This window comes from Rhizobium sp. Root491, from assembly GCF_001427205.1.
GTDB classification, from domain to species: domain Bacteria; phylum Pseudomonadota; class Alphaproteobacteria; order Rhizobiales; family Rhizobiaceae; genus Agrobacterium; species Agrobacterium tumefaciens.
Genome location: NZ_LMFF01000001.1, coordinates 71,227 through 84,703, shown reverse-complemented (window position 1 = coordinate 84,703; position 13,477 = coordinate 71,227). Strand labels below are relative to the sequence as shown.

Sequence of the window (13,477 nt, the reverse complement as noted above, 5' to 3'; positions counted from 1 at the left end):
ATATGAATATTAAGCTAAATACCCTACTGTCCCGTCGATTGGAACCGGGGCGGGCTATTCCATGCGACTCTTTGCGGCAGAGCGTTTTGTACTTGGCTTTATCACCATCTTATTCGTTATCGATACGGTACTGATCGCTGTCAAAGGCATCGGGGTTGACTACGCCGGATATTTATTATGCGGATCGATGGGCGCCGGCGTTTTTATTCTCGGTCAGTTCTATCGCAAAAGCGGGCGTGATCTTCGCATAGCTGCCGCGCTAATCGCAGGCGGACTGTTCATTCTTTTTACGCTTGTCGCGTCCGTCTTTAACTACATGTTCCTGCCTGTCGCGTTCCCGGCAATCGATCATGTGCTTTTCCGTGTGGATGCAGCCTTCGGTTATAGTTGGATGGGCATCGTCACTTGGGCGGCGACACATCCGTGGATCGGAACGATCCTGTTTTTCGTTTATGCGACGTCGCTGCCGCAGCTTCTGGTGATCGTTATTACGCTTGGTTTTACAGGCAAGGAGCGGATGTTGCACCACTTCCTTGTGACCGGAGTGCTGGGCGCTTTTGCAAGTATAATCTTCTGGATATTTTTCCCGTCATTTGGGCCATCCGCCTATGTGCAATTGCCGCAATGGGTTTCTCAGACCATCCCCTTGGCGGTTGATAATGCGTACGGGCAGGAGTTGAACCGCCTGATAAAGGAAGGGGTTGTTCACCTTTCGCCCAAAAACGTGCTGGGGCTAATCGGTTTCCCTTCGTTTCATATCTTAATGGCGGCGATGTCCGTATGGTTCGTTCCACGTCACTGGTTGGTGATGGCGGTGATCTTGCCGATCAATATCTTGATGTTGCCCGCCGTTCTCGTTCAAGGCGGTCATCATCTGTCTGATGTTTTCGGTGGTCTCGTCGCGTTTGCAATCGTCTGCCCAGCCTCAGCTTGGCTGCTCAAGTGGCTTTCGGTAAGGGAAAGAAACGGAGAGAAGGCTCGCGCTTCGACTCAAGTCATCGCGGCGGAGTAATCGCCCCGGTTTCCGCTCTCGCGCGCCTCATCGACAAGCCAGTCCGACAGGAGTCGGGCCGATGCGGTCATCTCTTCTGCTTCAATCAACCAGTAATATTTGTCCGCATCGGCCGCCCGATCGAAAAGCACGGTCAATTGACCGTCGGCGATTTCGTCGCGAAGAAGCGCTGTCGGGCAAAGGCCGATGCCGTGTCCCGCCTTGAGAGCGGTCACGAGCAGATTGAAGTCGGCAAAGATTGGGCCAGTGCCCTGGAACAGGGATAGGCCAGCAGTCGCCAGCCAGTCCCGCCATGCCGTCTCGGTGGCGTCATGCAGCAATTCGGTCCGCAGCAGGCTTGATACATCGTCGAAGGGACCGGACTTCGTGGCGTAAGCGGGTGCGCATGTCGGGCGCGTCTCGGCACTGAAAAGCGCCACGGCTTTTTGCGCAGGGCGTGGGCCGTGGGTGATGCTGAGATCGGGCTGCGTGGTCTCATTCCTGCCGGAATAGCTGATTGAAACCTGTATGTCTGGATAGAGCGCGCGGAAACGGGGCAGGCGGGGTGTCAGAAAATGCGCAACTACTGAAGGCAGGCTGGCCAGACTAACGGTGATGCGGTTTCGGCCCCGGCTGATCCGTTCCGCACCGGAAGCGATCTGCCCCAAGCCGGCCGAAACCGTCATGCCGAATTCCTGACCCGCCGGCGTCAGTCTCACGCCTCTTGCATGGCGCTCGAAAAGCGGCGCGCCGAGCCATGTTTCCAGATTGCGCACATGCTGGCTTACGGCCGTCGCCGTCATGCCGAGTTCCTGCGCGGCCAAGGAAAAACTTGTCCTTCTGGCCGCAGCTTCAAACGCGCGGAGAGTGGCGAGCGGTGGCAGTTTCATGATGCTGCGAGGCTAAGTCAGACTTGGTCTGAGCGCAAGAAAAACCCGTCTTGTCATCACTCCATTCATGCCGCAATTTCGCGTCACATTTTCATCCATCCGAGGATTTCATGACCCCCGTGTCCGCCGCCGAACCCATTGATGCCGCCGCGCGCCGCGCCGTCCGTCCCGTCGTCGTTTATCCGAACGGCACACTTCAGACACCGGACCTGGCGCGTCTTGAACAGGCTAAAAAAGCCATGGTGAAGATAGACGAAGTCATCGTGCCACCGCGCGAGGGCGGCACTTTCAATGTTCCGAAGGGACACTTTTTCCGCATCGTTAGCACCGAAGGCCCGCAGGTGGGGGATTTGAATCTCTGGAATGCCCATGATCTGACGGAGCGCTTTTTCAGCGGCAAAACCCGCGCCCTGCATGCGACCCATGTTTCCGTAGGCAACCGGCTGTGGAGCAATCTGCCGTCCCTGCGACCGATGGCGACCATCACCCATGATACTTTGTCATGGTATGGCTGGGATGAAGATGGCGGTGGCGTGCATGACGTGATCGGCACCCGGTGCGATCCCTACACCAACAAGCTTTTGAGCGGCGGCGACTATCACCATTGCTGCCATTCGAACCTCACCAATGCCCTCGCCGCGGCCAAAGGCCTGTCATTCGGCGAGGCGGAACCGCATGTACACGATGTTCTGAACGTCTTTATGTGCACGGGTTTCACCCGCGATACGCATCAGTATTTCATGAAGGCAAGCCCGGTGCGGCCGGGCGACTATCTGGAACTCTTCGCGGAAATTGATCTCATCGGCGCGCTCTCCGCTTGCCCCGGCGGCGATTGTGGTGCCAGCCATTCGAGCGACGCGGTCCCGTGCTATCCCCTGAAGGTGGAGATATTCCGGCCGGATATGGCGGTGCTTGAAGGCTGGCCCTGGCCGGAAAGGAATGCCTATCGTCCTGTGGAATGATGATAAGCACCACGGTCGTCGTGCCGGACTAATCCGGCAATCAGCCACGGCGCGTCTGCGCCGAGAGGAATATTGCGCGATCAATGACTTTATCGCGCCGCACCCCGGATAAGCTCCGGGGTGACGGTGTGCGGATGCCGACATTCTGCCAAACGCGTGGGCGTCTTGGCAAACATCACGAGGCAAGCGCTGCCTTTATCTTTTCCGCATGCGCCTTCAGCACTTCGCCATCGGCCATAGCGCCGGAATGCGGCTTCAGCGGTTCGCCTTCCTTGCGCGGAATGACGTGGAAATGCAGGTGGAACACGGTCTGGCCGGCTGCCGGTTCGTTGAACTGGGCGATAAAGACGCCATCAGCGTCGAAGGCTTCCTTTGCCGCGACTGCCAGTTTCTGCACCACGGCAATGGTCTTTGCCAGCACTTGCGGGTCGGCATCGAGCAGATTGCGCGAGCCGGTTTTCGGAACGACCAGAAGATGGCCGGGTGCCTGCGGCATCACATCCATGAAAGCCAGCGTATGCTCGTCTTCATAGAGCTTGTGGCTCGGAATTTCGCCGCGCAGGATTTTCGCGAAGATATTGTTGTCATCATAGGCGCTGGCGGTCATCGGTGGTCTCTCCTCGTAACGGACTAAAGCATGTCGCCTAAAAGCGTGTAGCGGTTTTGCGATAACGACATGCGACAAAACAAAGGCATAAAGCGTAGGCAGCGAATCTGAAAGATCGCGACCGCTTTATGTATCCGGCTCGTGTTCCTGTCGCTCACCCTTGCGGAAGGGCGTGTGGTCTTCCAGATAGTCGCCAATATGTTCGACCTCTTCACGCTCGCGCTGAAGATAATCGGCAATCGCGCGGCGCAGACCCGGATGAACGATGAAATGGGCTGAATGGGTGGTGACCGGCACGTAACCGCGCGCCAGCTTGTGCTCACCCTGCGCACCCGCCTCCACCCGCTTCAGACCCTTCGACAGCGCGAAATCGATCGCCTGATGGTAACAGACCTCGAAATGCAGGAAGGGATGATCCTCGATACAGCCCCAGTGCCGGCCGTAAAGCGCATCCGAGCCAATGAAATTGATTGCACCAGCGATATAGCGTCCCTCGCGTCTGGCCATGACCAGCAGAACGTCGTCAGGCATGCGCTCGCCGATCAGCGAATAGAATTCCCTCGTCAGATAGGGCCGTCCCCATTTGCGGCTGCCGGTATCCATGTAGAAGGCGAAGAACTGGTCCCAGATCTCCTCTGTCAGGTCGCTTCCGGTCAACCAGTCGATCTCGATGCCGTTTTCCAGCGCTGCCCGACGTTCCTTTTTCAGCCCCTTGCGCTTGCGCGATGAAAGGGCATCGAGAAAATCGTTGTGATCGCGATAGCCGTCATTGATGAAGTGGAACTGCTGATCGGTCCTGTGCAGGAAGTCCCGGGGCAGAAGCGCGGATAGGTCGGCGTCTTCCAGAAACGTGACATGCGCGGAAGAAACGCCGATCTTTTCCGTCACCTGGACAAGGCCGGATGCCAGAAGCGGTTTGAAGCGCGTCTCGTCTTCGGTTTCGGATACCAGCAGCCGCGGCCCGCTCGCCGGCGTAAACGGCACCGAACATTGCAGCTTCGGATAATAATGGCCGCCGGCTCGCTCAAAGGCATCCGCCCAGCCATGGTCGAAGACATATTCGCCCTTGCTGTGGTTCTTCAGATAGGCCGGAACGGCTCCGACGAGTTCGCCCGACGCGTTTTCGAGAAGCAGATGGTGCCCAAGCCAACCGGTCTTGGCAGTGGCCGATCCGGAATCTTCCATCGAGGATAGAAATGCGTGGGAAATGAAAGGATTGTACGGTTTTCCTGACACATTGCGTGATGTTCCGGAAAGCCGTTTCCAGCTGTCCGGATCGATATCCCTCAGGGATTGCGCAACGCGTATGGTATAGTCTTCTGTCATGCCGTGGCGGAGGGGTTCTCTCTCGGGTCGAAACCTTCGAATGTCATCTGGTCCGCATATTTATAGGTAGTCTCGCGCGCATTTTCATCCCTGACAGTCCAGGTAATCACGGGAAGCCCAAGTTTTCTTTGCGCCTCGATGAAACTATTGGGCAAATGACCCCAATGATAGGAGATGAAATCAACACCGATCTGCATCGCCTCGTAGTGTTTGAAGAAGTCTTCCGGCTTGGCGCCTTCGGCGGTAAGGCCGAGCGGCCAGGGCGAGCCTGCAGCCTTCAGGTCTCTGAGGAGGTGATGGTCGAAGCTCATCAGAGCCACCTGGCCCTTGTAGCCCTCGAGATCTTCCAGCACCGCTTCGGCAAACCCGTCATCGACGCCTTCGCCCTGACGTCCTTTCAGTTCGATCACCAGCGGCACCTTGCCGGCGCATAGCGTCAGAAGCTGTTTCAGCGTCGGTATGCGGTCCTTGGTCTTACCGACCGAAAGCAGAGACAATTCACTGGCGGTATGTTCGCGCACGTCGCCCTTGATACCCGTCAGCCGGGCCATGTCGTCGTCGTGAAAAATCACCGGCACGCTATCGGCGGCCAGCTGCACGTCGCATTCGATGGCAAAACCAGCGTCGATGGCGCGCGAAAATGCGGATAGCGTGTTTTCCCAGACCACCTTGTTCAGGTCATGATAACCGCGATGGGCGACGGGCTGGGCGATAAGCCAGGAAAGTTTAAGTGTCATACGTCGATTTCCACGATCGCGTCGATCTCGACGGCGGCATTGAAGGGCAGGCAGGCCATGCCGACGGCGGCGCGGGCATGCTTGCCGGCATCACCCAGAACGTTGGCGAGCAGATTGGAGGCGCCGTTAATGACGAGGTGCTGTTCAACGAACTCCGGAACCGAGGCAACGAAGCCGTTCAGCTTGAGGATACGACGGATTTTCGAGAGGTCGCCGTTCAAGGCAGCCTTGACCTGTGCGAGAATGTTGACGGCGCACAATTCGGCGGCGCGCTGGGCGGTTGCAACATCAACATCGCGGCCAACGAGGCCCGTCACCGCAATCTTGCCTGATTCCATCGGCAGTTGACCCGATACATAAAGAAGATTGCCGCTGATGGTGAACGGAACGTAGTTTGCGGCAGGTGCTGCCGCTACGGGAAGAGTAAAGCCCAGTTCCTTGAGGCGGCCTTCGATGACATCAGACATTTTCGTCTCCGGTTTTGTTGTAAATCCTTCAAGAATCCGGCATTCAGAAGATGTTGATCCAAAAGCCGGGCGGTTGCTTGTACAATATGAGCAGCGAGTCCAACAGGAGATATTGAATGTTTGTCAGGACGCTTGGTTTCGTTGCCGCCACAGGGCTCATGACCGGCCTGTCGAACGGTGCCAATGCCTTGCCCGTCACGGTTCCGGACCTCATCGCCCATCGCGCCGTCTACGATCTCGAACTCAAGGACGCGACGGATCGTTCCGGTATCGAGGGCATGACGGGCCGCATGGTCTATGAATTCACCGGCTCTGCCTGTCAGGGTTACAAGACGGATTTCCGTTTCGTGACACAGATCAACACCGGCGACGCGGTCCGCATGACCGACCAGCAGACGACGACCTTCGAGGACCTGGCGGCCAGAAAGTTCACCTTCGAGACCAAGTCCTACACCGACGACAAGCTGGACAAGGAAGTGCAGGGCGCTGCAATCGACAACAAAGAGGGTGTGAAGGTTGATCTGACCCGCCCGGACCCCCGTCAGATCGATCTCGTCGCCAGCGAATTTCCGACCGAGCACATGTTTCAGGTCATTGAAAACGCCAAGCAGGGAAAGCGCATCTTCGAATCCCGTATTTTCGACGGCTCGGATGACGGCGATGAAAGCCTGATCACTTCGACGCTGGTCGGCAAGGCGCAGATGCCGAAGGACGGCGATGCCGAGGCCGGCAAGGCGGGCGAATTCGGCAAAGCCGCGTTCTGGCCGGTGACGATCGCTTATTACAACGACAAGACCGGCACCGACGCCCTGCCGATCTACCGCATGTCGTTCAAGCTTTACGATAACGGAATCACCCGCGATCTGACGATGGATTACGGCGATTTCGTTCTGACCGGCAAGCTCGCGAAGCTTGATATCCTCAAGCCGGAAACCTGCGAAAACAAGCCGGTTCGCTAAAAGACGGACCGTTTGCGTGGTTTTTTCGCAGAAATGCTTGCTTTTTATCTGAGGCGACTGTATGCGCCTCACCATTCCACACGCGAAGCTTGGGATGTTCCGGGAGAAATCCGGTCCGTTCCGCCCGGTGGTGTCGATGAAAATCGGCGCTGTTCGCTTCGCGGGGGTTAAACCGGAAAAGGAGTAAATAGGCATGGCATTGCCCGATTTTTCTATGCGTCAGCTTCTGGAAGCTGGTGTTCACTTTGGTCACCAGACGCATCGCTGGAACCCGAAGATGAAGCCGTACATCTTCGGCGACCGTAACAACATCCACATCATCGACCTGGCTCAGACCGTTCCGATGCTGTCGCGCGCCCTTCAGGTCGTGTCCGACACCGTTGCTCGTGGCGGCCGCGTTCTGTTCGTCGGCACCAAGCGTCAGGCGTCTGAAATCATCGCCGACAGCGCAAAGCGTTCGGCCCAGTATTACGTCAACTCCCGCTGGCTCGGCGGCATGATGACCAACTGGAAGACGATCTCCAACTCGATCCAGCGTCTGCGCAAGGTTGACGAGATCCTGAACTCGGAAGGCACCGGCTATTCCAAGAAAGAGCGTCTGACCCTCGAGCGCGAACGCGAAAAGCTTGAAAAGGCTCTCGGCGGTATCCGCGATATGGGCGGCGTTCCGGACCTGATGTTCATCATCGACACCAACAAGGAAAAGATCGCGATCGAAGAAGCCAAGCGTCTTGGCATTCCGGTCGTTGCGATCATCGACTCCAACTGCGACCCGGATCACATCGACTACCCGATCCCGGGTAACGACGACGCATCGCGCGCCATCTCGCTCTATTGCGACCTGATCGCCCGCGCCGCCATCGACGGCATCCTGCGTCAGCAGGGGTCGTCCGGCCGCGACATCGGCGCTTCGGAAGAAGCTCCGATCGAGCCCGCGCTCGAAGACGAGGCTGGCGCCTGATATAGGCCCTGTCTGGCGGCGATTTCGTGTCGCCGTCTCCTCGACCAGGATATGACAAGGCCGTCAAAGACCTTAAATGGGTTGACGGCCTTGTTCGTTTCAAACCGCTCCGTCGGGGCTTCGGTGAAGTCTCTGGCGTTTTGATGCGGATGAAATCCGGTGGCAGCCTTCATAACGCTGTCACACTTGAGCGGCACCCATCGTTTCGATGTATGGAGACGCCGCAGCACTTGGGAATGCGCATGACCCTTTCCTGAAATCGTCCCGGTTTCAAAGGGTGTGCGGCCGGGTACACTCATCACCCAGAACTTCGGCACGGCGAATTCAGCCGGCTGACCGATCGAACCGATAAGAGGCAAACTATGACCGAAATCACAGCCGCAATGGTGAAGGAACTGCGCGAGAAATCCGGCGCAGGCATGATGGACTGCAAGAAGGCTCTTGCTGAAACCAATGGCGACATGGAAGCGGCGATCGACTGGCTGCGCGCCAAGGGCATCGCAAAGGCCGACAAGAAGTCTGGCCGTACGGCTGCCGAAGGTCTGATCGGCGTCGCCACCATGGGTCACAAGGCTGTTGTTGTCGAACTCAACTCCGAAACCGACTTCGTTGCCCGCAACGACGCGTTCCAGGATCTCATTCGCGGCATTGCCCAGGTAGCGCTCTCCACCGACGGCACCGTTGAAGCCGTCAGCGCCGCCACCTATCCGGCAACCGGCAAGTCCGTTTCCGACAGCATCAAGGACGCGATCGCCACCATCGGCGAGAACATGACGCTGCGCCGTTCGGCAGCACTCGAAGTCGAGCACGGCGTTGTCGCGACCTACATCCACAATGCTGCCGGCGAAGGCATCGGCAAGCTTGGCGTTCTCGTTGCCCTGAAGTCGGTCGGCGACAAGGCCGTTCTGAGCTCCATCGGCCGCCAGGTCGCCATGCACATCGCTGCAACCAACCCGCTCGCCATCCGCGCCGAGGAAGTTGACGCAGCCGTGGCCGAGCGCGAACGTAACGTCTTCATCGAGCAGGCCCGTGAATCCGGCAAGCCGGAAGCCATCATCGAAAAGATGGTTGATGGCCGTATGCGCAAGTTCTTCGAAGAAGTCGCTCTTCTGTCGCAGGCTTTCGTCATCAACCCCGACATCACTGTCGGCGCTGCCGTCAAGGAAGCTGAAAAGGAAGCCGGTGCTGCCATCGAAGTGACGGGCATGGTTCGCCTGCTGCTCGGCGAAGGCGTCGAAAAGGAAGAAAGCGATTTCGCAGCAGAAGTCGCTGCAGTCGCCAAGGGCTGATTATATTTACCCAATCTTGGGAAAACGGGAGGGCATCGCGTGACAACGCGGTGCCCTTCGTGTATCCGCGTTTCGGTTACATTTCCGAGGAGTCATGATGTCTTCCAAGCCGATCTACAAACGTGTTCTTCTCAAGGCTTCCGGTGAAGCCCTTATGGGCGATCAGGGTTTCGGTATCGATGTGGCGGTTGCAGACCGTATCGCCTCCGATATTGCCGAGGCGAGGGCGATGGGCGTTGAAGTCGGCGTTGTCGTCGGCGGTGGCAATATTTTCCGCGGCGTTGCCGTGGCGTCCAAGGGCGGTGATCGCGTTACCGGCGACCATATGGGCATGCTGGCCACCGTCATCAACGCGCTGGCGCTCGCAACCTCCCTGCGCAAGCTCAGCATTGACACCGTCGTTCTGTCCGCAATTGCGATGCCGGAAATCTGTGAGAGCTTCTCGCAGCGTGCAGCGCTCCACCATCTGGCGCAGGGCCGCGTGGTGATTTTTGCCGGCGGCACGGGCAACCCCTTCTTCACCACCGATTCCGCTGCAGCGCTGCGCGCCGCGGAAATGGGCGCGGAAGCGATCTTCAAGGGCACCCAGGTGGACGGCATCTATTCCGCCGATCCGAAAAAGGACCCGACAGCCACCCGTTTCGACGAGCTGACCCACAGCGAAGTGCTGGGCAAGGGACTCGCGGTCATGGATATTGCAGCTGTCGCGCTTGCCCGCGAGAATCACATCCCGATCATTGTTTTCTCGATCCACGAGAAGGGCGGTTTCGCGCAGATATTGACCGGCGGCGGCCGCAAGACCATCGTGCACGACAAATAATCAAAAAACGATGTCGCCCCTGTGGCGTATTCCGGCCGCCACGGCCGATAGAGATGGAGTATCAAGATGAGTGGTATTGACCTCAACGATATCAAGCGCCGCATGGATGGTGCCATCAATGCATTCAAAAGCGATATCGCATCGCTGCGCACCGGCCGCGCTTCGGCCAACATTCTCGATCCGGTGACCATCGAGGCCTATGGCTCGCGCGTTCCGCTAAACCAGGTCGCAAACATCACGGTTCCGGAGCCGCGCATGCTCGGCGTCAACATCTGGGACAAGTCGATGGTGAACGCCGTCGACCGTGCCATCCGCGAATCCAATCTCGGCCTCAACCCGATCGTTGATGGTCAGAACCTGCGTATCCCGCTGCCAGAACTCAACGAGGAGCGCCGCAAATCGCTCGTCAAGGTAGCTCATGACTACGCCGAGAAGTCCAAGGTGGCGATTCGCCACGTGCGTCGCGATGGCATGGATGGTCTGAAAAAAGCCGAAAAAGACGGTGATATCGGTCAGGACGAAAGCCGTGGACAGTCGGAAAAAGTGCAGAAAATCACCGACGACACGATTTCGGAAATTGAGCGCTTGCTTGGCGAGAAGGAAAAGGAAATCATGCAGGTCTAGTATCGCTTGCGATAGACCTGTATTTTATTCGTTTTAATTCCACGCTGCCTGTTACTGGATCGATATGCCGACGACGACACGTTCCTCAATACCCGAGCACGTCGCCATCATCATGGATGGAAATGGGCGATGGGCAAAACAGCGCGGTCTTCCGCGCGTGATGGGGCATCGCCGCGGCGTCGAGGCTGTGCGCGAAACGGTGCGTGCGGCCGGCGACTGCGGTGTCCGCTATCTCACACTTTTCGCGTTCTCGTCGGAAAACTGGCGCAGGCCCGAATCCGAGGTCAGCGACCTGATGGGGCTCTTAAAGGCTTTCATTAGGCGCGACCTAGCGGAACTGCACCGCGAAAACGTGTGTGTGCGCATCATCGGCGATAGGCAGGGGCTGAAAAACGATATCCGCAGTCTTCTCGAAGAAGCGGAACATATGACGGCTGACAACACCAGGCTGACGCTGGTGATTGCCTTCAATTACGGCAGCCGCGACGAGATTGCCCGCGCGACAATGGCTATTGCCCGCGATGTCGCCGAAGGCCGGCTGGATGCAGAATCGATCACGCCGGAGATTATTTCGGCCAGACTCGATACATCAGGCATACCGGATCCTGATCTGATCATCCGCACCAGCGGCGAGGAACGGCTGTCGAACTTCCTGCTCTGGCAGGCTGCCTATTCCGAGTTCCTGTTCGTTCCCGAATATTGGCCCGACTTCGACCGTCAGCGGTTTTTTTCCGCAATCGAGCAATATGCAACGCGTGATCGCCGTTTTGGCGCTCTGTCCGAGCAGGTTGCCGTGGCAGGCGCCTGATGAGCCGTGAACTCAGACTGCGGATCATATCCGCAATCGTCATGGCGGCGGTCATTTTGGCTGCGACCTGGTATGGCGGCATTCTGTTCCGCATCGTGGCCGGTCTGCTGGCGATCCTCATCTATTATGAATGGGCGACAATCACCCGCATGTCGGAAACCAATTCCACCGGCAATGCCTGGGGCTGGTTTGCGGTCGCCGTCATCGCCGGCAACACGATTTTCGGCGAACCTTCGCTCGACCTGCCTCTGCTCTCTGGCTTCACGCTGACGGCGGCACTTTTTCCCGTGTTGCGTGGCAGAAACTGGTGGCTGGTGGGCGGCATCGTTTATGCGGGTCTGAGCGGCATATCGCTGGCCGCCATTCGCGGCGATGAGCTGACCGGTTTCGTCGCCATCCTGTTCATTTTCGCGGTCGTCTGGTCAACGGATATTCTCGCTTATTTCGTCGGGCGCGCCATCGGCGGGCCAAAGCTTGCGCCGTCGATTTCACCGGGCAAGACTTGGTCAGGCGCTATCGGCGGAGCGGTGGCCGCATTGATCGGCGGCGGCGCGGTGTCTCTTGCCTATCACGGCAGAATCAGCCTGCTGCTGCTTGGGCTCGCTCTCATTCTTTCGGTGTTCAGCCAGATAGGCGATCTCTTCGAATCCTTCGTGAAACGGCGTTTTCAGGTCAAGGATTCGAGCCATCTCATTCCCGGCCATGGCGGCTTTATGGACCGGGTTGACGGTCTTGTTTTCGCCTGCTTTACGGTATTCCTCATTGCTTTCGTGCATGCGGCGGCAACCGGCGACGTGCCCGGATCGGGCGGCGGCCTGTTGCCGGGCTTTTAATCGGCGCGCAAGGTCATGAAATAAAGGGCAGATTGTCATGAACACAATAATGGCGGCGACCGGTTTTCTGACCGGCTATATCGTGCCCTTCGTCCTCGTACTTTCCCTGCTCGTTTTCGTCCATGAAATGGGCCACTACCTTGTCGGCCGCTGGAGCGGCATTCGCTCCACCGCCTTTTCCATCGGTTTTGGCCCGGAGCTGATCGGCTTTACCGACAGGCACGGCACGCGGTGGAAGATTTCCGCGATACCGCTCGGCGGCTATGTAAAATTCTTCGGCGACGAGGATGCGTCCAGCAAGCCGGATAGTTCCGGCCTGTCGCACATGTCGCTTGAGGAGAGGGCGCAGACGCTTTCCGGCGCTAAGCTGTGGAAAAGGGCGGCGACGGTTGCCGCCGGACCTATTGCCAATTTCATTCTCGCCATTCTCATCTTCGCGGTCCTGTTCGGTGTCTATGGCCGTATGATCGCCGATCCGGTCGTGGCGGAAGTGCGGGAAAACAGCGCGGCTGCGGCCGCCGGCGTGCACCCCGGTGACCGCCTCGTTGCGATCGACGGTGAAAAGGTCAAGACGTTCGAGGACGTACGCCGTTATGTCGGCATCCGTCCGGGCACGCCGATCACTGTGACCGTCGAAAGGGCAGGCGAGGAGCTGAAGCTGCCGATGGTTCCGACCCGCACCGAAACCACGGACCAGTTCGGCAACAAGCTGGAAATGGGCATCATCGGCATTGTCACCGATCAGAACAGCGGCAATTTCCGCCACATCGAGTATTCGCCGTCTGAGGCGCTGCTTGAGGGCGTGCGTGAAACGGGCCACGTCATCACCGGTACTTTCAACTACATCGGTAACCTCGTGACCGGGCGCATGAACGCCGATCAACTGGGCGGTCCAGTCCGCGTAGCACAGGCTTCCGGTCAGATGGCGACGCTCGGCATTTCGGCCGTCATCCAGCTTGCAGCGGTCCTTTCCGTATCGATCGGTCTTTTGAACCTGATGCCTGTGCCGGTTCTGGACGGCGGACATCTGGTGTTTTATGCAATCGAGGCCATCCGCGGCAGACCGCTTGGTGCCGGTGCGCAGGAGGTTGCGTTCCGTATCGGCATGGCAATGATTTTGGGGCTTATGGTTTTTGCAACATGGAATGATATCAGCAGCTTGATTGGCTGAGGATAGTGTTTTAACGGTTTTGTTAGTCGATT

The 13,477-nt window shown here is 58.0% G+C and carries 15 protein-coding genes; 10 read left to right on the top strand and 5 right to left on the bottom strand.

All coding sequences use genetic code 11. The features are described 5' to 3' along the window. Window positions 1-61 precede the first annotated feature (61 nt). On the top strand, window positions 62-1,012 hold the full coding sequence (locus tag ASD46_RS00420; RefSeq protein WP_025593331.1) for a phosphatase PAP2 family protein: 951 nt from the start codon (window positions 62-64) through the stop codon (window positions 1,010-1,012). Here the strand turns inward: ASD46_RS00420 and ASD46_RS00415 are convergent. Beyond that, a complete protein-coding gene (locus ASD46_RS00415) occupies window positions 991-1,881 on the bottom strand; it encodes a LysR family transcriptional regulator (RefSeq protein WP_025593333.1) in 891 nt (296 codons plus the stop codon). The genes ASD46_RS00420 and ASD46_RS00415 overlap by 22 nt on opposite strands. A 110-nt stretch (window positions 1,882-1,991) precedes the next feature. Between ASD46_RS00415 and ASD46_RS00410 the strand changes: the two genes are divergently transcribed. Then, window positions 1,992-2,843 carry an urea carboxylase-associated family protein gene (locus ASD46_RS00410; protein ID WP_025593335.1) on the top strand — a complete coding sequence of 284 codons (852 nt, stop codon included), beginning with the start codon at window positions 1,992-1,994 and terminating at the stop codon, window positions 2,841-2,843. Between the two features lie 175 nt (window positions 2,844-3,018). Here ASD46_RS00410 and ASD46_RS00405 read toward each other — a convergent pair whose 3' ends face one another. The 4 genes from ASD46_RS00405 to ASD46_RS00390 form a co-directional block, all read right to left on the bottom strand. Beyond that, window positions 3,019-3,450, bottom strand: a complete 432-nt coding sequence (locus tag ASD46_RS00405; RefSeq protein WP_019565530.1) for an HIT family protein — start codon at window positions 3,448-3,450, stop codon at window positions 3,019-3,021. A 126-nt stretch (window positions 3,451-3,576) separates the two neighbouring features. Continuing rightward, window positions 3,577-4,776, bottom strand: coding sequence for a GNAT family N-acetyltransferase (locus ASD46_RS00400; protein WP_060641775.1), 1,200 nt, complete (start codon window positions 4,774-4,776; stop codon window positions 3,577-3,579). After that, on the bottom strand, window positions 4,773-5,513 hold the full coding sequence (locus ASD46_RS00395) for a glycerophosphodiester phosphodiesterase (RefSeq protein ID WP_025593339.1): 741 nt from the start codon (window positions 5,511-5,513) through the stop codon (window positions 4,773-4,775). The genes ASD46_RS00400 and ASD46_RS00395 overlap by 4 nt, the downstream gene beginning before the upstream one ends. Continuing rightward, window positions 5,510-5,980, bottom strand: coding sequence for a RidA family protein (locus ASD46_RS00390; protein WP_003512829.1), 471 nt, complete (start codon window positions 5,978-5,980; stop codon window positions 5,510-5,512). The genes ASD46_RS00395 and ASD46_RS00390 overlap by 4 nt, the downstream gene beginning before the upstream one ends. A 116-nt stretch (window positions 5,981-6,096) precedes the next feature. On the opposite strand from ASD46_RS00390, the gene ASD46_RS00385 reads away from it, so the two are divergent. From ASD46_RS00385 to rseP, 8 genes are all read left to right on the top strand, one after another. Beyond that, a complete protein-coding gene (locus ASD46_RS00385; protein ID WP_019565533.1) occupies window positions 6,097-6,939 on the top strand; it encodes a cell envelope integrity EipB family protein in 843 nt (280 codons plus the stop codon). A gap of 193 nt (window positions 6,940-7,132) precedes the next feature. Then, window positions 7,133-7,900, top strand: a complete 768-nt coding sequence (rpsB, locus tag ASD46_RS00380; RefSeq protein WP_003512836.1) for a 30S ribosomal protein S2 — start codon at window positions 7,133-7,135, stop codon at window positions 7,898-7,900. Window positions 7,901-8,262: 362 nt separating this feature from the next. Beyond that, entirely contained in the window at window positions 8,263-9,189 is a 927-nt protein-coding gene (tsf, locus tag ASD46_RS00375; protein WP_003512838.1) for a translation elongation factor Ts, read from the top strand. 97 nt (window positions 9,190-9,286) lie between these two features. Next, a complete protein-coding gene (gene pyrH / locus ASD46_RS00370; protein WP_003502561.1) occupies window positions 9,287-10,009 on the top strand; it encodes a UMP kinase in 723 nt (240 codons plus the stop codon). Window positions 10,010-10,075: 66 nt separating this feature from the next. Next, window positions 10,076-10,633: a ribosome recycling factor gene (gene frr, locus ASD46_RS00365; RefSeq protein WP_003512840.1), complete on the top strand. Its 558-nt coding sequence runs from the start codon at window positions 10,076-10,078 to the stop codon at window positions 10,631-10,633. 64 nt (window positions 10,634-10,697) lie between these two features. Continuing rightward, window positions 10,698-11,441: an isoprenyl transferase gene (locus ASD46_RS00360; protein ID WP_025593342.1), complete on the top strand. Its 744-nt coding sequence runs from the start codon at window positions 10,698-10,700 to the stop codon at window positions 11,439-11,441. Beyond that, a complete protein-coding gene (locus ASD46_RS00355) occupies window positions 11,441-12,274 on the top strand; it encodes a phosphatidate cytidylyltransferase (RefSeq protein WP_003512845.1) in 834 nt (277 codons plus the stop codon). The genes ASD46_RS00360 and ASD46_RS00355 overlap by 1 nt, the downstream gene beginning before the upstream one ends. A 49-nt stretch (window positions 12,275-12,323) precedes the next feature. Further along, window positions 12,324-13,445: an RIP metalloprotease RseP gene (gene rseP / locus ASD46_RS00350; RefSeq protein ID WP_019565535.1), complete on the top strand. Its 1,122-nt coding sequence runs from the start codon at window positions 12,324-12,326 to the stop codon at window positions 13,443-13,445. Window positions 13,446-13,477: the final 32 nt, after the last annotated feature.